The 24566-nt window shown below is 70.8% G+C and carries 21 protein-coding genes; 11 read left to right on the top strand and 10 right to left on the bottom strand.

Annotation, left to right across the window (positions count from 1 at the left end; all coding sequences use genetic code 11):
• Positions 1 to 66: 66 nt before the first annotated feature.
• From OG948_RS28845 to OG948_RS28815, 7 genes are all read left to right on the top strand, one after another.
• Positions 67 to 1590: an MDR family MFS transporter gene (locus tag OG948_RS28845; protein WP_406299244.1), complete on the top strand. Its 1524-nt coding sequence runs from the start codon at positions 67 to 69 to the stop codon at positions 1588 to 1590.
• Positions 1591 to 1899: 309 nt separating this feature from the next.
• Positions 1900 to 3474: a hypothetical protein gene (locus OG948_RS28840; RefSeq protein ID WP_406299243.1), complete on the top strand. Its 1575-nt coding sequence runs from the start codon at positions 1900 to 1902 to the stop codon at positions 3472 to 3474.
• A gap of 158 nt (positions 3475 to 3632) precedes the next feature.
• Entirely contained in the window at positions 3633 to 4031 is a 399-nt protein-coding gene (locus tag OG948_RS28835) for a GNAT family N-acetyltransferase (RefSeq protein WP_406299242.1), read from the top strand.
• 163 nt (positions 4032 to 4194) lie between these two features.
• Positions 4195 to 5712 carry a CHAD domain-containing protein gene (locus OG948_RS28830; RefSeq protein ID WP_406299241.1) on the top strand — a complete coding sequence of 506 codons (1518 nt, stop codon included), beginning with the start codon at positions 4195 to 4197 and terminating at the stop codon, positions 5710 to 5712.
• 211 nt (positions 5713 to 5923) lie between these two features.
• Entirely contained in the window at positions 5924 to 7453 is a 1530-nt protein-coding gene (locus OG948_RS28825) for an ATP-binding protein (protein ID WP_406299240.1), read from the top strand.
• Positions 7450 to 8505, top strand: coding sequence for a PD-(D/E)XK motif protein (locus OG948_RS28820; RefSeq protein ID WP_406299239.1), 1056 nt, complete (start codon positions 7450 to 7452; stop codon positions 8503 to 8505). Before OG948_RS28825 ends, OG948_RS28820 begins: the two co-directional genes overlap by 4 nt.
• Positions 8502 to 11417: a Z1 domain-containing protein gene (locus OG948_RS28815; protein ID WP_406299238.1), complete on the top strand. Its 2916-nt coding sequence runs from the start codon at positions 8502 to 8504 to the stop codon at positions 11415 to 11417. Before OG948_RS28820 ends, OG948_RS28815 begins: the two co-directional genes overlap by 4 nt.
• A gap of 92 nt (positions 11418 to 11509) precedes the next feature.
• Here the strand turns inward: OG948_RS28815 and OG948_RS28810 are convergent, their stop codons facing one another.
• Entirely contained in the window at positions 11510 to 11740 is a 231-nt protein-coding gene (locus OG948_RS28810) for a hypothetical protein (RefSeq protein ID WP_395859435.1), read from the bottom strand.
• Between the two features lie 317 nt (positions 11741 to 12057).
• On the opposite strand from OG948_RS28810, the gene OG948_RS28805 reads away from it, so the two are divergent.
• On the top strand, positions 12058 to 12444 hold the full coding sequence (locus OG948_RS28805; RefSeq protein WP_406299237.1) for a DUF427 domain-containing protein: 387 nt from the start codon (positions 12058 to 12060) through the stop codon (positions 12442 to 12444).
• A 57-nt stretch (positions 12445 to 12501) separates the two neighbouring features.
• On the opposite strand, the gene OG948_RS28800 is transcribed toward OG948_RS28805, so the two are convergent.
• The 9 genes from OG948_RS28800 to OG948_RS28760 form a co-directional block, all read right to left on the bottom strand.
• Complete coding sequence (locus OG948_RS28800) at positions 12502 to 13635, bottom strand: glycoside hydrolase family 19 protein (RefSeq protein WP_406299236.1); 1134 nt, start codon at positions 13633 to 13635, stop codon at positions 12502 to 12504.
• A gap of 270 nt (positions 13636 to 13905) precedes the next feature.
• Positions 13906 to 14919, bottom strand: a complete 1014-nt coding sequence (gene dmpG / locus OG948_RS28795; protein WP_406299235.1) for a 4-hydroxy-2-oxovalerate aldolase — start codon at positions 14917 to 14919, stop codon at positions 13906 to 13908.
• A complete protein-coding gene (locus OG948_RS28790) occupies positions 14916 to 15833 on the bottom strand; it encodes an acetaldehyde dehydrogenase (acetylating) (protein ID WP_406299234.1) in 918 nt (305 codons plus the stop codon). The genes dmpG and OG948_RS28790 overlap by 4 nt, the downstream gene beginning before the upstream one ends.
• Positions 15830 to 16894 carry an amidohydrolase family protein gene (locus OG948_RS28785; RefSeq protein ID WP_406299233.1) on the bottom strand — a complete coding sequence of 355 codons (1065 nt, stop codon included), beginning with the start codon at positions 16892 to 16894 and terminating at the stop codon, positions 15830 to 15832. Before OG948_RS28785 ends, OG948_RS28790 begins: the two co-directional genes overlap by 4 nt.
• Positions 16895 to 16949: 55 nt before the next feature.
• Positions 16950 to 17564 (bottom strand): 3-hydroxyanthranilate 3,4-dioxygenase, encoded by a 615-nt coding sequence (locus OG948_RS28780; protein WP_406299232.1) that lies wholly within the window; start codon positions 17562 to 17564, stop codon positions 16950 to 16952.
• Between the two features lie 144 nt (positions 17565 to 17708).
• Positions 17709 to 18185, bottom strand: coding sequence for a RidA family protein (locus OG948_RS28775; RefSeq protein ID WP_406299231.1), 477 nt, complete (start codon positions 18183 to 18185; stop codon positions 17709 to 17711).
• The gene (locus OG948_RS28770) at positions 18182 to 19024 is read right to left on the bottom strand and encodes a 2-keto-4-pentenoate hydratase (RefSeq protein ID WP_406299230.1); all 843 of its coding nucleotides are present in this window, start codon (positions 19022 to 19024) and stop codon (positions 18182 to 18184) included. The genes OG948_RS28775 and OG948_RS28770 overlap by 4 nt, the downstream gene beginning before the upstream one ends.
• Positions 19021 to 19836, bottom strand: a complete 816-nt coding sequence (locus OG948_RS28765) for a 2-keto-4-pentenoate hydratase (RefSeq protein ID WP_406299229.1) — start codon at positions 19834 to 19836, stop codon at positions 19021 to 19023. The genes OG948_RS28770 and OG948_RS28765 overlap by 4 nt, the downstream gene beginning before the upstream one ends.
• Before the next feature lie 34 nt (positions 19837 to 19870).
• Entirely contained in the window at positions 19871 to 21334 is a 1464-nt protein-coding gene (locus tag OG948_RS28760; protein WP_406299228.1) for a 2-hydroxymuconic semialdehyde dehydrogenase, read from the bottom strand.
• Positions 21335 to 21583: 249 nt separating this feature from the next.
• On the opposite strand from OG948_RS28760, the gene OG948_RS28755 reads away from it, so the two are divergent.
• The 3 genes from OG948_RS28755 (at position 21584) to OG948_RS28745 (ending at position 24534) form a co-directional block, all read left to right on the top strand.
• Positions 21584 to 22504 (top strand): alpha/beta fold hydrolase, encoded by a 921-nt coding sequence (locus tag OG948_RS28755; protein ID WP_406299227.1) that lies wholly within the window; start codon positions 21584 to 21586, stop codon positions 22502 to 22504.
• Positions 22505 to 22767: 263 nt separating this feature from the next.
• A complete protein-coding gene (locus OG948_RS28750; RefSeq protein WP_406299224.1) occupies positions 22768 to 23919 on the top strand; it encodes a cytochrome P450 in 1152 nt (383 codons plus the stop codon).
• A gap of 330 nt (positions 23920 to 24249) precedes the next feature.
• A complete protein-coding gene (locus OG948_RS28745; RefSeq protein ID WP_406299223.1) occupies positions 24250 to 24534 on the top strand; it encodes a hypothetical protein in 285 nt (94 codons plus the stop codon).
• Positions 24535 to 24566 lie beyond the last annotated feature (32 nt).

Genomic DNA, 24566 nt, shown 5'->3' with positions numbered 1-24566 from the left:
AGACGTGCTGTTAATTTTTACTCGCGAGTTTAGTTAACTGATCTCATCGGTAACTTGGAGGCGTTCATGGCCACCGCACCCCCCGACCCCGAGACCAAGATCGACGGGCCACTCCTGCGCCTGATGCTGGTGATGCTGCTCGGCGGCGTGATGGGCATCCTGGACACCACGATCGTCAACGTCGGCATCGAGACCCTCGGCGACCGCTTCGACGCACCCCTCAAGACCATCGAATGGGTGGCCACCGGCTACCTGTTGGCCCTCGCCGCGACCGTGCCGCTGGCCGGCTGGGCCGCCGCCCGCTACGGCGGCAAGACCGTATGGCTGACCGGGCTGACCGTCTTCCTCGCCGGTTCGGCGCTGTCCGCGATCGCCTGGAACGCGGAGAGCCTGATCGCCTTCCGGGTGCTCCAGGGCATCGGCGTCGGCGCGCTGGAGCCCACCCTGCTGACCATGCTCGCCCTGGCGGCCGGCCCCAAGCGGGCCGGAAAGATGATCGGCATCGTCGGCGCCGTGGTCACCCTGGGCCCGATCCTGGGTCCGGTGCTCGGCGGCGTACTGCTCGAACACGCCAACTGGCGCTGGATGTTCATCATCAACCTGCCGATCGGCGTGCTCGCGCTGGCACTGGCCTACCGGCAGATCCCGGCCGATCCGCCGCGCGAGGGCGAGCCGCCGCCGTTGGACGCGCGCGGCATCGCGCTGCTGTGCCCGGGGTTCGCGGCGGTCGTCTACGGCCTCTCCCAGGCCGCCGGCGACAGCGGCTTCGGCGCGCCGCAGGTGATCGCGGCACTGATCGCGGGCGCGGCGCTGATCGTCGGCTACGTACTGCACGCGCTGCGTGCCGAGCACCCGCTGATCGACGTCCGGCTGTTCCGGATCCGCGGCTTCGCGGGCGGCATCGGCGCGGTGTTCCTGACCGGAATCCTGTTGTTCTCCCTGCTGTTCCTGATCCCGCTGTACTACCAGGTCGCGCGCGACCGGGGCGTGATGGCCGCGGGCCTGCTGCTGGTACCGCAGGGAGTCGGCGTGTGGATCGGCATGCCGATCGCAGGGCAACTCTTCGACAAGATCGGTGCCCGCGCGCTGATCCCGTTCGGCGGCGTGCTGGCCGCGCTGGGCATCCTGGGCTTCAGTACCGCCGACGCCGGCACCAACACCGTGATCCTGGTGGGCTATTCGCTGGTGACCGGTGCGGGCCTGGGCTTCGTCGGCGCGCCCGCGATGTCCTCCGTGTTCGGCTCGGTGGCCCCGGAATCGGTGCCCAGCGCGACGGCGGCCGTCTACCTCAGCAACCAGATCGGCGGCACGCTCGGCATCGCGATCGCCGCGCTGGTCCTGCAGAACCGCACCGAGAGCCACGCCGTGGTGCCCGCGTTCCAGGGCACCTTCGGCTATTTGATCGCGATCGCGGTGGTGGTCGGGGCGGTCGGGCTGCTGCTGCGGCGCGCGGCGGCCGGGGCTTCGGGTGGGGACGTGGACGGGACTTCGGACGAGGCTTCGAACGGGGACGCGAAGGCGGTTACCGAGACGGAGGTGGGTTCGAAGGACGGCGTGGCGGCGGCCGGACCGGCGCGGTTGGAGGTCTGACCCGCGGTTGCGGCCCCGGTCCGCGCGCCGCCTCGGCGGCGCGCGGACCGGGGCCGCCGGGTCTCGCAGGCTCTACATCTCCTCCCACGTTCGAAAATTCCTCGCGCACGGAGCGTGAGGATGCGCCGGTCGCGGTGTCCCAAGGAGGCAGGATCCGGCGGGGAGCCGGGCCACCTCGGGGGGACACACATGGGGGACACCGATCGCGACGGCGAACGACCGGATGGTTTGGTTCCGGTTGATCTACGCAAGGACCTTTCGCTCGCGCGACAAGCACCCGTAGCCGCGTCCGCGGCTACGCCGGCGCCTGTGCCGACGCCTGCGTCGGCGACCGCGACCGCGACCGCGACGAAGCCGACCGGTTCCCCCGCGGAGCCGACCGGCCTGATCTACGACCTGATCCGCTGGCCGATCCGGATCGTCGCGGTGCTCGTGCTGTTGCCGACCCGGCTGGTGTGGGAACTGCTCAAGGTCGTCGGCCGAGGTGCCCGGGACCGGGCCCTGTACCCGGCCGGCCGGTTTCTGGCAGCGCTCGGGCGCGCCGTCAACGCAGGAGTTCGGAACTGGCTCCTGATCCCGATGGTGCGCGCGATCGTGGCCGTCGGGCGCGGGCTCCACACCTGGGTGTGGGGCCTGATCCTGGTCCCGCTCGCGAAGGGCGTGCGGGCCGGTGTGTTCGCGGTGGGTCGAGGGCTGCGGTGGCCGGCCGTCGACCTGCTGTGGCGCGGGCTGCGGCTGTTCGTTCGGTACGCGATCGTGGTGCCGCTGCGCTGGGCCCGGACCGCACTGCTGCGTCCGCTGGGTCCCGGGCTGGTCGCGGTGGTCCGGTTGCTGATCCGTGCCCTCCGCCTGCCGGGCGCCGCGATCGGGCGCGTCGGGTACGTCCTTCTCGTACTGCCCGCCCGGTGGGGTTGGCGCGCCGGCCGGGTGGCCGGGCGCGGCCTCGGGCGGTGGTTGTACTACGTCCTGATCGTGCCGCTGAAGTGGCTGTCGCGCGGCGTACTGGCCGGCGCGCGCGTCGGCCGACGTGGTCTGGTCGTGCTCGGGCGGGGTGTCGGCTTCCTGCTCCGGCACGTCGTACTGACGCCGGTCGGGTGGGTGTGGCGCGGACTGGTCGCCGGAGCCGACCTGCTCGGGCGCGGCCTGGTCCTGGGCGCCCGGTTCATCGGACGCGTGTCGTACCTCGGCCTCGTCGTCCCGATCCGCTGGGCCGGTCGAGGCACGCTGCACGTGCTGCGGCTCGTCGGACGCGGGATCGCCGCCGTCGGGCGCGGCATCGGAATCGTCTTCGAGGTGGTCGTCGCACGATCGGTGGTCTGGGCCTGGCGCCGGGTCGTCCGCCTCCTCCGCGCCCTCGGCCGGGTGCTGTACGTCCTGGTCGTGCCGCCGGCGCGCTGGGCCGGCCGCGGGTCCGTGCTGCTCGCCCGGATGATCGGTCGGGCGCTGCGCTTCCTGATCGTGCTGCCCGTGCGCCGGGCCGGCCGGGAGACGGTGCTGCTTGCCCGGGCGGCCGGCCGAGGACTGCGCTTCGCGGCGGTACGACCGGCGTTGTGGATCGGGCGGCGGACGGCGCTCCTGGTCGGCGCGAGCGCTCGGGCGGTGCGGGTACTGATCGGGCGACCGCTGGTGTGGGCGAGGACGGCGGTGGTGGCCCCCACCACTCGCGCGATCGCCGACGGTTGGCGCGCGACGCTCGGCCCGATCGGCGCGATCTCGCGCACCGTCTGGGCCCAGTCCCGCCAGGCCGGCCGCGATGTACGCCGCGCGCTGTCGTTCGCCGGGAAGTCGGCCGGAAGGTCGTCCGGGAGGCCGTCCGGGAAGTCGTCCGCCGAATCGCCGGGGAAGTCGCCAGGGGAATCGTCCGGGAAGTCGTCCGGCGAGTAGGCGGGCAAAGCCGACCCGCGTCAAACCGTGCCATTCCTCCTGAAGTCACCCTCTCTCCGCCCCAACCATGGGATGTCCATTGCCTGTCACGGCTTCTGGAACGGGTCCGAATCTCGTTGAATGTCGTCGTGGATACGAATGTGGCGACTATTCGGCGTGTGACGACGGTGGCGGACGTGATCGCGGCCGGGGACCTCTTCGACGACCCGGTACGCCCGGACTGGGCGGCCCGCTTCCTGGGCGAGGCGGGGCATCACATCCTGCTGGCCTACGTGGGCGCCACCCCGGTCGGGATGGTCACCGGCGTCGAGACGACGCACCCGGACAAGGGCACCGAGATGTTCCTGTACGAACTGGCCGTCGCCGACGACCACCAGCGCCACGGCATCGGCCGCGCACTCACCGAGGCCCTGGCCGAGTTGGCCCGCAAACGCGGCTGCTACGGCATGTGGGTGCTCACCGACCGCGAAAACGAGGCCGCCGTCGCGACCTACCGCTCCGCCGCCGCCGACACCGAGTCCGACCACGTCATGTTCGCCTGGACGTTCGAGGACTGAACCCGCGCCGATCACCCGTGTCGGGCCGGCGGAATCGGGCACAGGTATCCGCGAGCCCGGTCGGCGAACTCCGGTCCGGGACCTGTCGACCATCCGCCCCCGAGGATCCCTCGCCCACCCGGGTCGAGACCCTCGCGACGCCCCGAGGAAGCAGGTGCGTGCCATGGCAGAAGTCGTGCGTGAGGTCGAGCGCAAGTATGTCGCGCCGGACGGGGTGGGCGTGCCGGACTTCGCCGGGATGCCGGACGGGGTGCGGGTCGAGGTCGGCGAGACCGTCGAGCTGGACGCGATGTACTTCGACACGCCCGGCCTGGCGCTGGCCGCGCGCGGGATCACGCTGCGGCGGCGGACCGGCGGCGCGGATGCCGGGTGGCATCTGAAGTTGCCCGCCGGGGTGGACACGCGGGACGAGGTACGGGTGCCGCTCGGCGCGTCCGAGCGGGTGCTGCCGGCCGAACTCGCGGTGCGCATCCGGGCGTACACGCGCGGGACCGAGCCGGTTCCGGTGGTGCGCTTGCGGACCGTGCGCGAGGTGCGCGTCGCCCGTGCGGGCGGGCCCACGCTCGCCGAGATCGCGCGCGACGCGGTGACCGCCGACGTGTTCGTCGGGCCGAGGCCCGGCAGCACGTCCTGGTCCGAGGTCGAGGTCGAACTGGTGGACGGCGAGCCCGCGTTGTTGGACGCGCTGGACCGGCGACTGGCCAAGGGCGGTTGGCGCCGCTCGGCGGCCCCCTCCAAGCTCGGGCACGCGCTGGCCGAGGCGGGTCTGCGGCCGGAACGCCGGGTCGCGAAGCCGCGCGCGGACAGCGCCGGCGCGGTGGCGCTGGACTACGTTCGGGAACAGGTCGACACGCTGCTCGCGTACGACCCCCTGGTCCGCCTCGACGAGCCGGATTCGGTGCACAGGATGCGGGTCGCCACCCGGCGGCTGCGCAGCGCGTTCCGGGTCTTCGCGCGGGTGCTGGACGAGCGGGTGACCGGGATCCTGGGCGCGGAACTCAAGTGGCTCGCGGCGGAGTTGGGTCGGGTTCGGGATCAGGAGGTGCTCGCCGAGCGACTGCGCGAGCGGATCGCCGCGCTGCCCGCCGAGGCGGTGCTCGGTCCGGTCGAGGCCCGCTTGACCGCCTGGGACGCGCGTGGGCGTACCGAGGCCCGGGTCCGCGTCCTCGCCGAACTCGACGGCGCCCGCTACTTCGCCCTGCTGGACGCACTGGACGCCCTGATCGCGAGGCCACCGTTCACGGTCAAGGCAAGCCAACCGGCCCGCCGCCCGGTCACGGCGGCCCTGCTCCGCAGCGATCGGCGGATCTCCCGGCGTGCCCGGGTCGCGCTGCGCTCGCCCACCGGCCGGGCCCGCGACACCGCACTGCACGAGGTGCGCAAGGCCGCGAAACGGGTCCGCTACGCCGGCGAGGCCACCCGCCCGGCACTGGGCAAGCCCGCCAAACGGCTCACCAAACGAGCCAAGGGGCTGCAGAGCCTGCTCGGCACGCACCAGGACAGCGTGCAGACCCGCAAGGCGCTGCGTCGGCTGGCCATCGCGGCACACGGCGCGGGCGAGAGCTCCTTCACGTGGGGCCTGCTGTACGGCCAGGAGATCGCGCTGGCCCGGCGGGTCGAGGCCGAGTTCCCGGCCCAGTGGGCCGACTTCGCCCGCCCGCGGCTGCGCCGGGGTCTGTAACCCCGCTCCCCACCCTCCCGTTCCCCCACCCTCCCGATTCCTGCCCTCCCCGTTCCCCTCCCCTGTTCCCCCGGCGTGATCGAGCGCTGCGGAAGTCACGAGTCCGCCGTTCCGCTTTTGGGTTGCCGGGCCAACCGCTACGGTCGGACCGGCGCAAGTGGGGGCGGGCGCGTGACTGCGCGCACCGAGGGTGTGGGATCCAGGGGTGGGCATGGACGACTGGCGTTTCGACGTACCTACGAGCGGCAGCAAGCACCTGCCTCCGGATCCCGGGTACATCAAGGGACTCGCCAGTCAGGGCTACCGCTTCGAGGAGGCGGTGGCCGACCTGGTGGACAACTCGATCGACGCCGGCGCCTCCGATGTCGTCGTGCACTTCCAGCGCAGCGGCGACCTGTTGACCTCGCTGGTCGTCGTGGACAACGGGCGCGGGATGACCGAGTCCGAGTTGGATACCGCGATGACCGTGGGCAAGCGGCGCGCGTACGGCGAACAAGCGCTCGGCATGTTCGGCATGGGCCTCAAGGCCGCGTCCTTCAGCCACGCCGACAGCGTCACCGTGATCAGCCGGGCCAAGCGGGCCGGTACGGTCGGCCGCCGCTGGCGGACCGAACACGCTCAGGAGAGCTTCCAGTGCGACATCGTCGAGCTCGAGTTCGCCAAGCGCTTCCTGGATCTGTACGACGAGTACGTGGTGTGGAACGGCACGGCGGTGCGCTGGGACGGCGTCCGCGACTTCCCCGCGCGCGGCGACGCCGGGCAGACCGACATCTATCTCACCAAGACCATGCGGTCGCTGGCCGACCACCTCGGCCTACACCTGCATCGTTTCCTCGCCGACGGCCGGATCCGGATCACCATCGCGGTCTCCGGCCTCGACGACGCGACGCCGCCGATGACCTGGTCGGTGCAGGCGGTGGACCCGTTCGACTACCCGATCTCCGGACTGCCGGGCTATCCACGCGTGTTCACCACCACGCTGGACGGGGTGGGGCCACTTGAGCTGACCGCGCACGTGTGGACGCCGCGCTCGAACGCCGAACAGTTCCGCCTCCCCGGCGGCATCCTGGTCCGCCAGGGGCTGTACGCGTACCGCAACGACCGGCTGGTCCAGGCCGGCGGCTGGCACGGCCTGCGTCAGGGCGAGCAACATCTGTCCCTGGCCCGGATCGCGTTCGACCTGCCGGCCGACTCGGAACACGCGTTCGGACTCACCGTCAAGAAGGCCGAACTCCAGCCGATCCCGGGCTTCGTCGACGCGGTCGAACGCGCGACCGACCAGGACGGGCGCGGCTTCCTGGACTACCTGAAGGACGCCGAGGGGGCGTACCGGCAGGCCCGCACCACCACCCGCGAGCGCAAGGCCGTGCTGCCGCCCGGCAAGGGCTTCGCCCCGGAGTTGCGCACCGCGATCGAGGAGGAACTCCCGTTCGTGCCCGGCGAGGAGCCGATCGAGGTGCGCTGGGTGCCGCTCGGCGGGGACGTGTTCTTCGCGATCGACCGGGAGGAGCGCCGGCTGTCGCTGAACAAGCAGTTCCGCGCCGCGCTGCTCGGCGGCCGACGCGCCGGCCTCAACGACGTGCCGGTGCTCAAGACGCTGCTGTACCTGCTGATGAACGAGGCGTTCACGGGTGAGCGGATGGGTCCCCGGGTCAAGGACAACCTGGACCTGTGGCAGTCGCTGCTGTTGACCGCGGTCAAGAGCGAGACCGCGAAGTACGAGGCCGAGGGCACCTCGTGAGCGCGGGCCACCGCAGCAGGCACCTGAGTTGCGACGCGCTGCGCGACCATCTCGACAGCCGCATGCCGATGCTGATCCCGATCGAGGGCGACCCACCGCTGTTCTGGCGCCTGGAGGCGGGCGGCCTGCGACCGGCGCTGCGCATCCCGGTCGCACTCGGCAGCAAGGCGCCTCGGCTGGGCATGCAGGGCATCCGGGCGGTGTGCGTCCTGGACGGGGGCGAGCAGTTCCTCCAGGTCTTCATCGAACGTGTCGACCTGCTCCGCGAGTTCCACATCGTGTGTTGCGAGATCGCGAATCGCATCCAGGAGGAGGGCACGGCGCCGGTCGTGGCGGTGCAGACCACGGTGCTGGCGTGGCGCCGGCTGTTGGCTCCGGGGCGGCGGATGTCGCTGGAGGCGGAGATCGGCCTGTTCGGCGAACTCCTCACGCTGGTCGGGCTGTCGACGGCCAGAGGGTGGCACGCGGCCATCGACGCGTGGCAACACCCCACGTGCACCGACCACGACTTCACCGTCGGCCCCTACGACATCGAGGTCAAGACCGTCGCCGGACCGCCCCGGGTGCACACGATCCACGGCCTGAACCAGCTCACGCCGCACCCGGACCGACCGCTGTGGTTCGTCTCGCACGTGCTCGACGAGAGCGACGCCGGACGAACGGTGCTCGGCCTGATCGAGGGCATCCGCTCGACGCTGCGCGTGCAAGCCCCCGGGGCCCTGGACGATTTCGACACCCGGCTGAAGCTGGTCACCGGAAACGAGCACGCGATCCCGCGCGAGCATCGCTGGGCACCCAGTGGCGCGCCACTGGCGTTCCCCGTCGACGCGGGCTTCCCTCGGCTGACCGGGAGCATCCTCGCGCCGCTGCCCGAGTCCTTGGTGGTGCGCATCGTCGACGTCGACTACCGCATCGACGTCGCCGACCTGATTCCCTCGATCGCGCCGTCTCCCGACGGGCTGGACCACATCGTCGACCCGGCGCGCACCCTCCCGCCCGACGTCGCGTCGGATCTCTCCGAGCCGAACTCCCCGAAGGACGAACCCCGGTGACCGAAGACCTCGCGCTCCTGGCGCTGCACCGGGCGGCCTTCGGCGGGATGGCCGCCGGGCCCAAGAACCTGTTCAAGGCGCTCGCCTACCAGGCCGAAGACCATGGTGGTCCGCTCCCCGATCTCGGCGAATCGGCGCTGCGCCGGCGTCTGCACCACGCGCACCCCGACGACGCGCTGCTCATCCTGTGGCGGGACCGGCTCAGTCGTTGGGACTTCGCCGACGGAGCCACCCCGCCGAACACCGAGCAACGCCGGGCCGCGACGTACGAAGCACTCGGCCTGGCCGTCGCGACCCGTGATCTGCTGGACCGGCGAGCGCCGTTCGCCCGCGGGTCCGGCGCGGTGGTGATCTCCGAGGACGGCTGGGATCCCTGGTACACCGAGGAGGTGGCCCGACACCACAGCCACTACTGGAACGCCTACCGGGAGGCGCTCTTGGACAAGAGGTGGGCCCCCGAGTCGGTGACCGCACTCGATCGCAACACCACCCGTGTGGTCGAACGGTTGGCCGACCCCACCTGCGAACAGCCCTACCAGTCCAAGGGCTTGGTGGTCGGCTACGTACAGAGCGGCAAGACCGCCAACTTCACCGGCGTCATCGCGAAGGCCATCGATGCCGGCTATCGCCTGGTGATCGTGCTCACCGGCACCATCGAGGCGCTGCGCGCGCAGACCCAGCGCCGACTGGACATGGAGCTGGTCGGCGTCGAGAACATCTACTACGGCCAGGACCCGGATTCGGGCACCCTCACGTTCCGCGACTACGACTACCTGGACGACCGGGACCGGCTGGACGGCGGATTCCTGCGCCACGGCGCGCTGCCGTCCCGGCTGGGCGGCTTCGACATCGTCCGGCTGACCCGGCATCAGGACGACTACCAGGCGCTGCGCCAGGGACTCAGCGCGCTGGAGTTCGAGAAGGCCGACCGCTTCACCCCGCTGTACGCGCCGGAGAACCTGCACCGCAGCTCGGCCCGGCTGATGGTGGTCAAGAAGAACGCTTCGGTCCTCAAGAAGCTGGTCAAGGACCTCGGTCGGATCAAGACCGAACGCGGCGAGATCCCGACTTTGATCATCGACGACGAGTCCGACCAGGCCTCGGTGAACACCTCCGATCCCAGGAAGTGGACACAGGACCAGGTCCAGCGCACCGCGATCAACGGGATCATCTCGGAACTGCTCGGAATGTTGCCGCGCGCCCAGTACATCGGCTACACGGCGACCCCGTTCGCGAACGTGTTCATCGACCCCGCCGACGCCGAGGACATCTTCCCCAAGGACTTCGTGATCTCGCTGGACCGTCCGGACGGCTATATGGGCGTCGCCGACTTCCACGACATCGACTCCACGATTCCGGCGGACGAGCGCACGGTGGCCAACTCGGCCGGCCTCGCCCACGTGCGCTCGGTCCGGCCGCTGCACGATGACGACGACACGGACCTGGGCACGGCGATCGACATGTTCGTGCTGACCGGCGCGATCAAGCTGTTCCGGGAGGACCACGGCCTGGGCGCCGACCACTTCCGGCACCACACCATGCTCGTGCACGAGTCGGTGAAGACGCACGTACACCGGGACCAGGCCGCGGCGATCAACGCGATCTGGCGGCGCGCGGGCTACCTGGGCTCCGGCGCGCAGGCGCGGCTGCGGCAGCTCTACGAGCAGGACGTGCGGCCGGTCAGCGAGGCACACGCGGCGGGTGCGGCGATCCCGGGCTCCTACGCCGACATCGCGCCGTACATCGGCATCGCCGCGATGCGGATCGAGGACTCGATCGGCAGCCCGGTCGTGGTGATCAACGGTGACAAGGAGATCGAGCAGCGCACCGCCGACTTCGACCGGCAGAAGGTCTGGCGGATCCTGGTCGGCGGCGCCAAGCTCTCGCGCGGCTTCACCATCGAGGGCCTGACCGTGTCCTACTACCGCCGCAAGACGCTCGCCGCCGACACGCTCATGCAGATGGGGCGCTGGTTCGGCTTCCGGAAGAACTACCGCGACCTGGTTCGGCTTTACATCGGCCGGGACGAGGGCGGGAGCAACGGCGACCTGTACGAGGCGTTCGAGGCGATCTGCCGGGACGAGGAGGAGTTCCGCGACCAGCTCCGGCTGTACGCCGAACTCGTCGACGGGGCACCGCAGGTGACCCCGGCACAGATCCCGCCGCTGGTCACCCAGCGGCTGCCGTGGCTCAAGCCGACGGCGCGCAACAAGATGTTCAACGCCGAGCTGGTGGAGACCCGTTCGCCGGGGTTGTGGGTGGAGCGTTCGGCCTACCCCACCAAGCAGGTCGACTTGCGGCACAACGTCGAGCGGTTCGAGCCGGTGATCGCGGCACTGGCGCTGGAACGCACCGAACTCGCCTACCCGGTGGAGGATCGACTGCTCCGCTTCCCCACCTACATCGGGCGGCTCGGACACGGCCGACTGCTGTCGGTGCTCCGTGAGTTGCGCTGGTCGGAGCCCGGTCAGTTCCGCCCCGATCTCGCCTACCTGGAGAATCCGGAGATCGCCGCGAAGATCGAGGACTGGGTCGTGATCGCCCCCCAATTGCAGACACCCAACCTGGATCCGGTGACCCTGCACGGGTTCGGCCCACTCGATGTGGTGAGCCGTCGTCGCCGCGAAGGCAAACGATTCACCCAGGTGAGCTTCCCGCCGCACCGCTATGCCGCCCGGCGAATCGTGGGCACCGATCCCTCCATCGGTGACCCCGTCGCGGACGGCCTCGCCGCACCCCGACGCGGTTGCCTGCTGATGTACCCGACCATGGAGCCCGATCAAAACGAGCTCGTCATGGCCTTCGCCCTGGTCCCGCCCAGCACCGCGATCTCCGCCGACCGCCGCCTGGTCGCCTTCCGCGCCAGGGACTCCTCCCGAGCCGCGGCCGCGATCGTGACGACCCCGGCCTGACCGTCACCGTCACCGCGTGGTGTGACGAGGAATGAGGCGGTGCCCCCCACTACTCGGGGCACCGCCTCATTCCTCGTCCCTACCGAGTGCCGCTAGTGCACCCAGAGCGACCAGAGGGTGCCGCCGTTGTTGAGACAGAGGTACACCGGGCCGTGGGCCGGTGCGGCCGCGCGGCCGGCCGCGTCGCAGGAGGCCTGCGACGGGTAGTAGCCGTAGAAGATGAAGCTGCCGCCCGGGGCCGGGTCCGCCATCGCGGGCTGCGCGGCAGCCCCCACGCCCAACAACGCCGCAGCCAACGCGACACCCGCCATAGCCTTGCGCATGTGCTCGACTCCATTTCTCGCCCCGAGGGCAACTCGGTTCGCTGGAACGGTAATTGGGCCCTGTTGTGCTGCCGGCGCGCACGCGGAAAACGCTAGCCGGTGCCCGCACCCCGAGCAATAGGTCTATACCAATTGAATCGATCCACACGTTACTCACACATTCGACGGACGCTTTCGCGGCCCATCCGGCACCGAAGCACCGTGTCGGACACCACGCCGAACACCGCGCCGGCGCCCGATGCCGCCGGAATGGTTCGCCCGCCGCGACGGTTGAGCGAGGGACGACCGCAGCACCGAGTACCGCGGAGGAGATTCGCATGCCGATACCCGCACAGGGCCACCTCGTGACGACCGTGCGCAGTACGCAGACGGTGACCGTCGTAATCGACGGCGAGGTGGTCGCGCGATCCACCCGTCCGGTGGTGCTCCACGAGACCGGACTGCCGATCCGGTACTACCTCCCACCGGACGATGTCGAGTTGACCCGCTTCAAGCCCACCGACACGCACACCACGTGTCCGTTCAAGGGCGAGGCCTCGTATTGGACCTACCTGGGCAACGGCGGCACCGGCCCGCGCGCGGACGTGGCCTGGGCCTATCCCGAGCCGATCGACTCGGTCCCCGACATCGCCGGCCTGCTGTGCTTCTACGACACGGTGGCCACGGTCACGGTGGAGGGGGAACCGCCGGCCCCGTCGGCCTGACCCGCGACGCCGGACGCGCGGGGCGGGCCGCCGGATCGGCCCGCCCCGCGCCCGGACTCAGCAGCTCAGGTTGTTCCCGGGCGTGGTGCCCAGGATCGACACGAACGACTGGTAGCTGTTGATCCGGCTCTGTACTTGCGCGGGGTTGCCGCCGTTGCATTCCAACGCGCCGTTGATGCTGCGGATGGTCTCGCCGAAGCCCGCCCCGTTGACCATCGCGTTGTGCGGGGTCATCGTGCCGGGGCCGTTCTGGGTGTTCCAGTACCAGAGACCGGTCTTCCAGGCCACGGCCGGATCGTTCTGGACCAGGTAGGGATTGTTCAGCAGGTTGATGCCCAGGGCGTCACCCGCTGCCTTGTAGTTGAAGTTCCAGCTCAACTGGATCGGGCCGCGCCCGTAGTAGGCGGCCTGACCGGCCGGGCAGCCGTACGGCTGATTGGCGTCGCAGTAGTGCGGGTAGTTCGCAGTGTTCTGCTCGACGATGTGGACCAGGCCACCCGTCTCGTGGTTGACGTTGGCCAGGAAGGCCGCCGCCTCCTGCTTCTTGACCGTGTCGCTGCCGGTCTTGGCGAAGCCCGGGTAGGCGCTCAGCGCGGCGGTCAGGCCGGCGTACGTGTAGAACGGGTTCCGGTTCGGGAACATCTGGTTGAACTGCGCCTCGCTCACCACGAAGTCGCCCGGGTTGCCGCCGTTGCCACCCGTGCTTCCGCTGGTGGTCGTACCGCCGGTGGTGGATCCGTTGCAGGTGAACGGCTCCCAGAACCAGGTGCTGATCACCGGGTCGTAGCCGGGGTTCGCGTTCTTCGCCCGGTAGAGGTTGCCGTTCGTGTAGCGCACGATGGCGCCGACCGCGTAGTTCGTGCCCGCGGCCCAGTTCGGGTACGTACAGGTGCCGCCCCCGCCGGTCGACCCACCGGTCGAGCCGCCGGTGGTCGGGTCGCCACCGCCGCCGCACGAGCCCTGGTCCGCCCAGACGTCCGTGGTTCCGGGCACCTCACCCTGGGTCCACCACTTGGCGCCCCAGTTGTGGCCGTTGTACGAGGCGGTCGCACCGCCCGTGTAGACGGCCGACGAACTCCATCCGGTCGCGCAACCGGCCGCGGAGGCGGTCGAGGCGAACGGCAGGGCCGCTGCCAACGCCCCCACCACCACGATGGCCAACAGGAACGCCACGATCCGTTTTCTCGCCATGGAAGCCCACTCCCTCGCGCGGGGGACACCGCGCTTGATCGACGGGAAGTACCATTACGCGTACGTCAACTGTCGTACCTGGACCGGCGCTTGCCTCGATCGAGGCCCCTGGACGAGATGTTGCGGGGCTCACTCAATACGAATGGTCTATACCAGTCAAGGTCTACGCGGCATTCGTCTCACGCTCTGGGCGCCGTCCGTACGCCGACGAAGACGACGGGAGCCGGCCCCGCCCTTCGGCGAAACCGGCTCCCGTCGTCGCCCATCGGGCTACTTCGCCGCGTTGACCAGGTCCAGCGCGATGTCGACGATCATGTCCTCCTGGCCGCCGACCATGCCGCGCCGGCCGACCTCGACCAGGATGTCCCGGGTGTCCAGGCCGTAGCGGACGGCCGCGTCCTCCGCGTGCCGCAGGAAGCTGCTGTACACGCCCGCATAGCCGAGGGTGAGGGTCTCCCGGTCGACCTGGACCGGCCGGTCCTGCAACGGGCGGACGATGTCGTCGGCCGCGTCCATGAGCCGGAAGACCGCACAGCCGTGCCGCCACCCCAAAAGGTCGGCGACCGCGACGAACGCCTCCAGCGGGCAGTTGCCCGCACCCGCGCCCATCCCGGCCAGCGAGGCGTCCACCCGACGCACGCCGTGCTCCACCGCGACCACCGAATTGGCGACGCCCAGACCGAGGTTGTGGTGCGCGTGGATGCCGATCTCGGTCTCCGGCGCCAACACCTCGCGGTACGCCCGCACCCGATCACGCACGCCGTCCATGGTGAGCCGGCCGCCGGAGTCGGTGACGTACACGCACTGCGCGCCGTAGGACTCCATCAGCTTGGCCTGGTGCGCCAGTTCGTCCGCGGGCGCGAGGTGACTCATCATCAGGAAGCCCGCGACGTCCATGCCCAGCTCGCGGGCCGCCGCGATGTGCTGGGCGGAGATGTCCGCCTCGGTACAGTGCGTGGCCACCCGGACCGAGCGAACTCCCAGGTCGTGGGCCCGGCGCAGTTCGGCCAGCGTCCCGATGCCCGGCAGCAACAGGGTGGTCAGCTTGGCCCGGGTGACCACCTCGGCCGCCGCGGCGATCCACTCGTCGTCGGAGTGCGCGCCCGGCCCGTAGTTGACGCTCGACCCGGCCAGCCCGTCGCCGTGCGCGACCTCGATCGCATCCACACCGGCCGCGTCCAGCGCGGCGGCGATCTCCCGGACCTGGTCGGTGGTGTACCGGTGCCGGATGGCGTGCATGCCGTCCCGCAGGGTCACGTCCTGGACGTAGATCTCGTGCGTCATCGGGTGGCCGACCTCTCTGCCGCGCGCAGCGCGGCGGACGTCATGATGTCCAGGTTCCCGGCGTAGGCCGGCAGGTAGTGCGCCGCGCCCTCGACTTCGAGGAAGACCGAGACCAACGTGCCGCTGCCGCCCGCCAGTCGGGCGAGCGGATCGTTCGCCGTGATCGGGCGGAACTGCACGTCCTGCTTGAGCCGGTAGCCCGGGACGTAGGAGGCGACCTCGGCGACCATGGTCAGGATCGACGCGGTCACCGCCGCCTCGTCGGCGTCCGCGCCGATCACGCAGTACACCGTGTCGCGCATGATCATCGGTGGCTCGGCCGGGTTCAGCACGATGATCGCCTTGCCCACGGCCGCGCCGCCGACCTGCTCCAGGGCACGCGACGTGGTCTCGGTGAACTCGTCGATGTTGGCGCGGGTGCCGGGACCGGCCGAACGCGAGGAGATGGACGCGACGATCTCCGCGTAGGCCACCGGCGTGGTTCGGGACACCGCGGCGACGATCGGCACGGTGGCCTGGCCGCCGCAGGTGACCATGTTCAGGTCGGCCGCGTCCGGATGCTCGTCCAGGTTGACCGCCGGGATCACGTACGGGCCGAGCGCGGCCGGCGTCAGGTCGATCAGCCGCTTCCCGTACGGCGCGAGCACCTTGGCGTTGTGCCGGTGCGCGCCCGCCGAGGTCGCGTCGAACACGATCTCGATGTCCGCGAAGTCCGGCAGGGCGAGCAGGCCCTCGACGCCCTCGTGCGTGGTCGGTATGCCGAATCGGGCCGCCCGGGCCAGGCCGTCCGACGTGGGGTCGATGCCCACCATCGCGGCGAGTTCGAGCGTGCTCGACACCCGCAGAATCTTGATCATCAGGTCGGTGCCGATATTGCCCGACCCGATGATGGCGACCTTGGTCCGGTCGGTCATCGCTTGAGTCCCTTCGTGGGTTCCGCCATCTGTCGCGGCGCGTACCGCTCGCCCGTGCCGGGTCGCTCACCCAGTCCGAAGAAGCGCGCCGCGTTGCCGCCGAGGATCATCCGCCTTTGTTCCGCGGTCAGTTCGGGGCAGGCCCGGATCACGCCGCCGGGGTCCGACTCGCCCAGCGGGAACGGGAAATCGGTGCCGAGCATGACCCGGTCCGGCCCCATCACCTCGACCAGCAACCGCAACGCGCGCGGGTCGAACACGGCCGAGTCGACGTGGAAGCGCCGTACGTACTCGGACGGCGGCCTGGGCGAATCGGCCCGGACCAGATCCCGGTTGTGCCACGCGTTGTCGGCCCGGCCCAGCAGGAAGGCGAAGCTGCCGCCGCCGTGGCAGAAGCACAGCCGCAGTGACTCGGGCAACTTCTCGAACGCGCCCTGGAGGATCATCCCGAGGATGCTCAACTGGGTCTCCGCGGGCATCCCGACCAGCCACGGCAACATGTGGCCGCGCATGCGCTCGCCGCCGAGCATGTCCCACGGGTGCACGAGCACCGGGATCTCCTCGGCGGCGCAGTGCGCGAGGAACTCCACGATCCCGTCGTCGCCGAGGTACCGATCGCCGACGTGGTTGCCGATGTGCACGCCGCGATGCCCGGCCGCCGCGGCCCGGGACGCGGTCGCGCACGCCGCGCCGATGTCCTGGAGCGGGACCTGACACAGCGGCAGCAGCCGCTCCGGGTCGAGCGAGCAGTAGTCGAGGATGCGTTCGTTGACCAGGTCGCACCACTCGACCGCGCGCGCGGTCTCGGCCGCGTAGCCGAACATCAGCGGCGTCGAGGAGATCGCCTGGACGTCCACGCCGAGCGTGTCCATGTCGGCCAACCGGCGCTCGGGGTCCCACAGCGGCGCAATCACCGGGCGGTACTCGTCCTCGCCGCTCATCATCATCCCGGTGCCGTCACCGTGGACCCGCAGCCACGGCTCGCCCGCGCCCGTCAGGATGCGGCTCTCGGCCTGCGAGATCCTCGGGAAGACGTGCGAATGGACGTCGATGACAGTCACGGAACCTCCGTGGTTCACCGCCGGGCTCGGCCGGCGGTCGGGGCAGGGGTGGAGATCAGGCGGCGGGTCCGGGCCCGGTCCGCGGGATCCCGGCGGCGTCGGACCGGGGCACGGTTCGCGGTCGCATCGCGTCCGGCCAGTGCCGGCCCGGATGGATCGCGCCGCAGTGCGGGCAGGTGCGGTCGCCGTCGTAGAAGGCCTCGAACAGCGGCGGCAGGTCCTCGACGATCGACCCGAGTTGCACCGTCGAGCGGTTCACCAGCCGGTGACACTCGACGCAGTACCACTCGAAGGCGTCGATCAGACCCTGCGCCCGGCTGAATTCGACCACCAGTCCGATGCTGCCCGCCTCTGGGCGCTGCGGGGAGTGCCGCACGTGCGGCGGCAGCAGGAATACGTCGCCCTCGTTGATCTGGATGTCGACCGGCGGCTTGCCCTCCTCGTCCATCACCCGGAGCACCATGTTGCCCTGGAGCTGGTAGAAGAACTCCTCGATCGGGTCGTCGTGGAAGTCGGTGCGCTGGTTGGGGCCGCCGACCACGGTGACCACCAGGTCGGCCTCGGTCCAGATCTGGATGTTGCCGACCGGCGGCTTCAGCAGTTCCCGGTGTTCGTCGATCCACCGGGCGAAGTTGAACGGCAGGCCATTGGTCGGCTTGGGCAGACTCATCGCTCGCGGTCCCTTTCTCTCACGGTCCGTTCGCGTTCTCGCGCGGTCGGTTCGGGTTCACGCACTTCGGTTGTCGCGCGGTCGGTTCGGGTTCTCGCGTGGTTCGGTTCTCGTGCGGTTCGGATCGGGTTCTCGCGCGATCCCTCAGGGCTCGCCGACGACGGTGGGATCCGGCACGGAGCCGTCCGGCACGGAGCGGTCCGGCCTCGGCAGGTACGCGACACAGGAGATCTCGATCAGCAGATGCGGATGCGGGAGCTGGTGGACCGCGACGGTGGTGCGCGTGGGGCCGGTCTCGTCGAAGTACTCGGCGTAGACCTCGTTGTAGCCGCCGAAGTCGTTCATGCTGACCAGGTAGGTGGTGAGCGAGACCGCGTCGGCCAGACCACCGCCCGCGGCGGCCAGCAGGTCGGCGATGTTCTCGATCACCGCCCGGGTCTGCGCCCGGATGTCCAGATCGGTGGTGCCCATCGCGTCCGCGCTCGCGCCGACGAAGGTGCCGTCGGGTCGCCGGGAACTGGTGCCGGACACGTAGACGAAGTCACCGGCCCGCTTGACGTGCGGGAACCGGCCGCGCGGGGCGGCCTTGCCGGCGACCAGGATGCCGTCGTCGGCGCTCATCGTGTGGTCACCTCCGCGCGGCCGAGGCCGGCCGCGGACACGCGCACGTGCACGCCCTTGGGCAGCGGCATCGCGGCGGTGGCAGCCCCCGCGAGCACGACCCATCCGGGCCGGAGTTCGAGACCGGCCTCGGCGGCCAGTCGGGCGGCCGCGATCAGCGAGCGCAGCGGGTTGCCCAGGATCGCCGCCGAGGACCCGGTCGCCACGACGCGTCCGTCGATCTCGACGAGCAGGCCCAGGTTGCTCAGGTCGAGTCCGGTCGGGTCGTGCCAGGTACCGAAGCCGAAGCCGGCCGCGGACGCGTTGTCCGCGATCACGTCGGGCAGCGTGAACTTGAAGTCCGCGTAGCGCGAGTCCAGCACCTCGTAGGCGACCGAGACACCGGCGATCGCGCGGACCGCCTCGGTCGGGGTAATCGTGCCGGACAGCGGGCTGCCGATCAAGAACGCGATCTCCGGCTCGATCCGGGGGTGGATCAGCTCGCCCAGGTCGAGCACACCACCCTCCTCGACCAGCATCGCGTCGGTGAGCAGGCCCCAGATCACGTCGTCGACGCCCATCTGGACCATCTTGGCGCGGCTGGTGAACCCCATCTTGACGCCGATCAGCGCCTCGCCCCGGGCCACCCGACGGTCGATCACGGCGCGCTGGACCCGGTACGCGGTGTCCAGGTCGAGATCGGTGGTGTCGGTGAGCCGGGCGACGGTACGCCGGCCTCGTCCGGCCTCGTCCAAAGTGCCGGCGAGGGCGGCCACGAGTCGGGCGTCGGTCGCTTCGCCGTCACCCACGTGCGTGGCGCCCGCGGTGCGCTCGGTCGCGCCGTCGGCGGTGTCGGTCATGAGTTCTCCTCGGGGTTCGTCGCCGCGAACGCGACACGTACGTCGCCGAGCCCGTCGATCCGGGCCTCCAACACGTCTCCCGGGGCCACCGCCACCATCGGGCCCAGCGCGCCGGTGAGCACGGTGTCCCCGGCGCGCAGCGGTCGGCCGAGCCGGACGAGGGTGTCCGCGAGCCAGATCGCCGCGTTCAGCGGGTGGCCCAGGCAGGCCGCGCCGACGCCGCTGGAGACCGGCTCGCCGCGCCGCTCCAGGACCATGCCCGCGAGCCGCAGGTCCAGGTCGCCGAGCGCCACCGGCCGGTTGCCGAGCACGTACATCCCGGAGGAGGCGTTGTCCGCGACGGTGTCCGCGATGGTGATGTCCCAGTCGCGCACTCGGCTGCCGCACACCTCGATCGCGGGCAGCACGAACGCGGTGGCCCGGATCAGGTCGGCGACGGTGTGCCGCTCGTGCGTCAGGTCGGCCTCCAGTACGAGCGCGACCTCGGCCTCGGCCCTGGGCTGGAGCACCGCACCGACCGGTATCTCGGCGCCGTCCGGCACCGCCATGTCCGCGTACAGCATGCCGAAGTCCGGTTCGTGCACCCCGAGCTGGCTCTGCACGGCGGCGGAGGTCAGGCCGATCTTGCGCCCGACCAGCCGGCGGCCCTCGGCGAGCCGGCCGAGGGTCAGCCGCTCCTGGACCGCGTACGCGTCCTCCACGCCGGTGATCAGGTCGCGCACCGGCGCACACGCGACGCCGGACCTCTCCGCGTCGAGCAGCCGCGCGGCGGCCGCGTCGATGGCGTTCGTCGTTGTCTCAGTCACTGTCACTCTCGTTCCCGGCGGCGGTCGGATCCTGATTCGGTCAGATCTTGATGCAGATGTTCACCGGTTCGGAGAAGAAGTCCAACGAGTACTCGCCGCCCTCCCGGCCGATCCCGGATGCCTTGATCCCGCCGAACGGGGTGCGCAGGTCCCGCAGATTCCAACAGTTGACCCACACGATCCCGGCCTCGACGCGCGGGGCGACCCGGTGCGCGCGGGAGAGGTCACGCGTCCAGACGGTCGCGGCCAGGCCGTACGGGCTGTCGTTGGCGAGTGCAATCGCCTCGTCCTCGGTGTCGAACGGCAGCACATGGCAGATCGGCCCGAAGACCTCCTCCCGTACGGTGCGCGAGCTCTGCGGCAGGCCGGTCAGCACCGTCGGTTCCACGTGGAACCCCCGATCCCGCTCGTCACCGAAGCTCGGTACGCCGCCGCCCGCGACGACCGTGGCCCCCTCCTCGACGGCGAGCCGGTAGTAGGACAGCACCTTGTCCCGGTGCGCCGCCGAGATCATCGGGCCGTAGTCGGTCAACGCCCTTGCTCGGGAGCCGAGTTCGACCACGAACGCGGCGAAGATCGAGCGCTCGACGTAGACCCGCTCGGTGCACAGGCAAATCTGGCCGGAGTGGGTGAAGGAGGAGCGTACGGTGCCCGCCACCGCCTCCTCGAAGTCCGCGTCGGCGAACACGATCGCCGGGTTCTTGCCGCCGAGTTCGAAGGACACCGGGGTGATGTGCTCGGCGGCCTTGCGCATGATCGCGCTGCCGGTGGCCGATTCGCCGGTGAACGCGATGGCGTCGACGCCCGCGTGCTCGGTGAGGAACTCCCCCGCCGCACCCGCGCCGTGACCGTGGATCAGGTTGAACGCGCCGACCGGCAGCCCGGCTTCGTGGATCACCTCGGCGAGCAGCGTCGCGGTGCACGGCGTCTCCTCGGACGGCTTGGCCACCACGGTGTTCCCGGCCGCGAGCGCGGGCGCGACCTTCCAGGTCAGCAGCAGGAGCGGGAGGTTCCACGGCGAGATGATCGCGACCACGCCCAGCGGACGGCGCACGGTGTAGTTGAGCGCCCGGCCGGTGCCGCCGCTCCATCCGGGCACGGCGGTCGAGTGGGCCCGCTCGGGCCGCCCGTACAGCAGGTCGGCGTAGGCGCGGAAGTTGCCGATCGCCCGGGGGATGTCCACGGTGGCGGCGAGCTCGCGCGGCTTGCCGGTGTCCGCGACCTCGGCGGCCACGAACTCCTCGAACCGCGCCTCGATGCCGTCCGCGATCCGCCGCATCGCCTCGGCCCGCAGCTCGACGGACGCCGACCCCCACTGCGAGAGCGCGCTGCGCGCGGCGGCGACGGCGGCGTCGACGATCGCCCGATCGGCCTCGGGAACATCGCCCACGACGGCCCCGTCCACCGGGTTCACCAGCGGGAATCTCTCGCCGCCCGCCCGGCTGAACTCTCCCGCCAGATAGTGCGCGGGCAGCACACCCTTCCCGGCCATCGACCGTCCCATCGCCCAATCCCTTCGCCGCAAGCCCCGACGCAGCGAGCTTCCCCCGCCCACGACATGCCCGTCCAATACTCTTTGGACCGTGATGCATATCGATCTCGGTATGCCACTCGGGGCAATCGACCCGCTGATGCGACCGCTCGGTCGACTCTTCTTCAACGCATGATCAAACTAATGCTCATTGAGAGCTTGACTCATTAGTTCGATCACCGATAGAACTACGACATCAAGCCGTCGCCGGAGGTAGAGATCATGAGCATCACCGCTGTTCCGCAGATCGCGCACCGTTTCGTGGAGGTCGACGGCGTTCGGGTGTTCTACCGGGAGACCGGGCCGGTGGGTGCGCCCACGTTGCTTCTGCTGCACGGCTTTCCCTCGGCCTCGCACCAGTTCCGACGGCTGATGGACGTGCTGGGCAACGACTTCCGGTTGATCGCGCCGGACTACCCCGGCTTCGGCCACACCGAGGTGCCGGCGGGCTTCACCTACTCGTTCGAGCGGCTGGCCGATGTGGTCGAGGGCTTCGTGGACGCGCTCGGGCTGGATCGGTACGTGCTGTACACCTTCGACTTCGGCGGTCCGGTCGGGTTGCGGCTGGCCCAGCGGCGGCCGGCGGCGGTGGCCGGGTTGATCGTGCAGAACGCGAACGCCTACGCCGAGGGGCTGTCGGAGATGGCCCGCGCCTTCATCGCGCTCACCCCCGAGGTGGAGGGCGCCCGGGAGAAGGCCGCCGAGTTGCTGGTGCTGCCGGTGACCCGGAGCCAGTACGAGGGCGGCACCGCCGACCCCACCCTGGTGGCGCCCGACGGCTGGACGCTGGACCAGCACTTCCTGGACCAGCCGGGCCGCAAGGAGGCCCAGGTCGACCTGGCGCTGAACTACCACACCAACGTCGCGCTGTACCCGACGTGGCAGGCCTGGCTGGCCGAACACCGTCCGGCGACGCTGATCCTCTGGGGCCGCAACGACATCTTCTTCCCGGCGACCGGCGCACACGCCTACCTCGCCGACCTCCCCGACGCCGAGGTGCACATCCTGGACACCGGGCACTTCGCCCTCGAGGACAAGCTGCCGGACATCGCCCCGCTGATCGCGGACTTCCTGCCCCGGGCCTGGGACGGGGAGGCTCGGGCCGGGGACCGGAAGGAGAGCATCGAATCGGCGTCCCGCTGATCGCACCCGCCTCGGGTCCGCGTATCGCTCCCCCGGATCGGCGCCGTGCGCAGCGCGGCGGCGCGGCCCGAGCCGGGAGCAGGGTGGCGGCGCATGCGAGGACGGCCGCGACGGCGGTGACGGCACGCGGCGGCGTCCACGCCGCCTCCGGATCGGGTTGTCGCGGGGCCCGGGGAGATTGGCGGGCGAGGTGGGGCCTCGCTAGGTTGGCAAAGCTCGTTGTTGCCGATCGAAAGCGGTTCTCGGTGGATGTCGCTCGCGCCATGGCCCACGATCCGCACGGCGTCTTCGCTCGAATGCGCGAGGCCGGACCCGTGCACACGATCGTCGCGCCGGACGGCAGCCCCGCGTGGTTGGTCACGCGGTACGCGGATGTCCAGGCGGCTCTGGGCGACCCGAGGTTCTCGTTGCACAAAGGGCATGCCAAGCCCGGCGGTTACCAGGGATTCGAACTCCCGCCCGCGCTGGACGCCAACCTGCTCAACATGGACCCGCCCGACCACACCCGACTGCGCCGCCTCGCCGGCCAGGCCTTCACCCCGCGCCACACCGCCGACCTGCGCCCCCGGCTCGAACGCACCGTCGAGTCCCTGGCCGACGACCTCGCCGGCCGCGAACGGGTGGACCTGGTCAAGGACTTCGCGTCGCCCTTCGCGGTCGGCGTGATCTCCGAACTGCTCGGCGTGCCAACCGAGTCCCGGTCCGACTTCCGCACCTGGACCAATGCCGTACTGGGTGCGGACGCAACCCGTGAGGGCATCCGCGCGACGGTGCGCGAGATGTACGCGTTCTTCGTCGCGCTGCTCGCCGCCAAGCGCGCCGAGCCCGGTCCCGACCTGTTGTCCGCGCTGATCGCCGCGCGGGACGCCGAGGATCGGCTGAGCGAGGACGAACTGACCTCGCTGGCCTTCCTGCTGCTCTTCGCGGGCTACGAGAACTCGGCCAACCTGATGGCCGGCGCCCTGCACGCGACGATCGAGGACGAGGCGCTGCGCGACGCGCTGCTCGCCGACCCGGAGGCGGTTCCGGTCCTGGTCGAGGAGGTCGCCCGGCACATGTCGCCGGCGCTGCTCGCGATCCGCCGCTTCCCGCTGGAGGACATCGAACTCGACGGCGTCACCATCCCGGCCGGGGACACCGTCTTCCTGTCCATCGCCTCGGCCAACCGCGACCCGCGCCGCTACGCCCGTCCGGACCGCATCCGGTTGGACCGCCCCGATCCGGCCCGCCACCTGAGCTTCGGCCAGGGCATCCACTACTGCATCGGCGCACCGCTGGCCCGCCTGGAGGCCGAACTCGCGGTCCGCACCATCCTGACCCGCTTCCCGAAGGCCCGACGGCACGCGCCGGTCTCGTGGCAGCCCTCGGTCCGCGTGCGCGGCCTGAGCACGCTGCCGGTCGAACTGGGCGACTGACCGGACGACTTGTGTCACCCCGCCCCGGCGTCGGGGATTCCCGGTGTCGCGGCGCCGGGGATTCCCGGGGCCACTGCGTGTAGGGGCTTCCGGGTGTCGCGGCATCGGGGGGAGCCGCGGCGGAGCCGCGAAATCGGTCGTCCGGCGTCGGTTGGGTCATGCCACGGTCGGCAAACTGTCACAACTCTGTGAGAACCCTGTGAGCCGGCCGGATTGTCCGGTGACGGCGCGGCCGAAAGGGACCACAGTGGAGGCAGCACGACAGGGGATCGACGGTGCGACCTCACGACCGTCGAAGGGCGGCGTGCCATGGATGGGGAGTCGGAGCAGATGTCTGTTCGTCGAGCGGTTTCCGCGCAGGCGCACCACCACGGCGTACTCGGCCGGGAGACCCACGGCGGCGCCCTCGGGCGGGCCCGGGCCGGCCGGCCGTCGGGCGTGCGCTGGTGGACCCGGCGCACCACGCAGGCCGCCGCGATGATCGCGCTGATGGTCGTGGCGCTGGTGGTCGGGCCTTCGCTGGGCGTACTGCCGTCGCTGTCCGAGCGGGTGGACGGGGTCAGCCGGATCACGAACGTGGTCCACGACTCGGACGCCCCGGTACACAAGCGCTGACCGAGCGGCGCGCTCGCCTCCCCCTCCGCCCT

Source organism: Embleya sp. NBC_00888, from assembly GCF_045207655.1.
GTDB lineage: Bacteria > Actinomycetota > Actinomycetes > Streptomycetales > Streptomycetaceae > Embleya.
The sequence above is the reverse complement of the archived record's forward strand: the minus strand, read 5'-3'. Positions and strand labels throughout refer to the sequence as shown.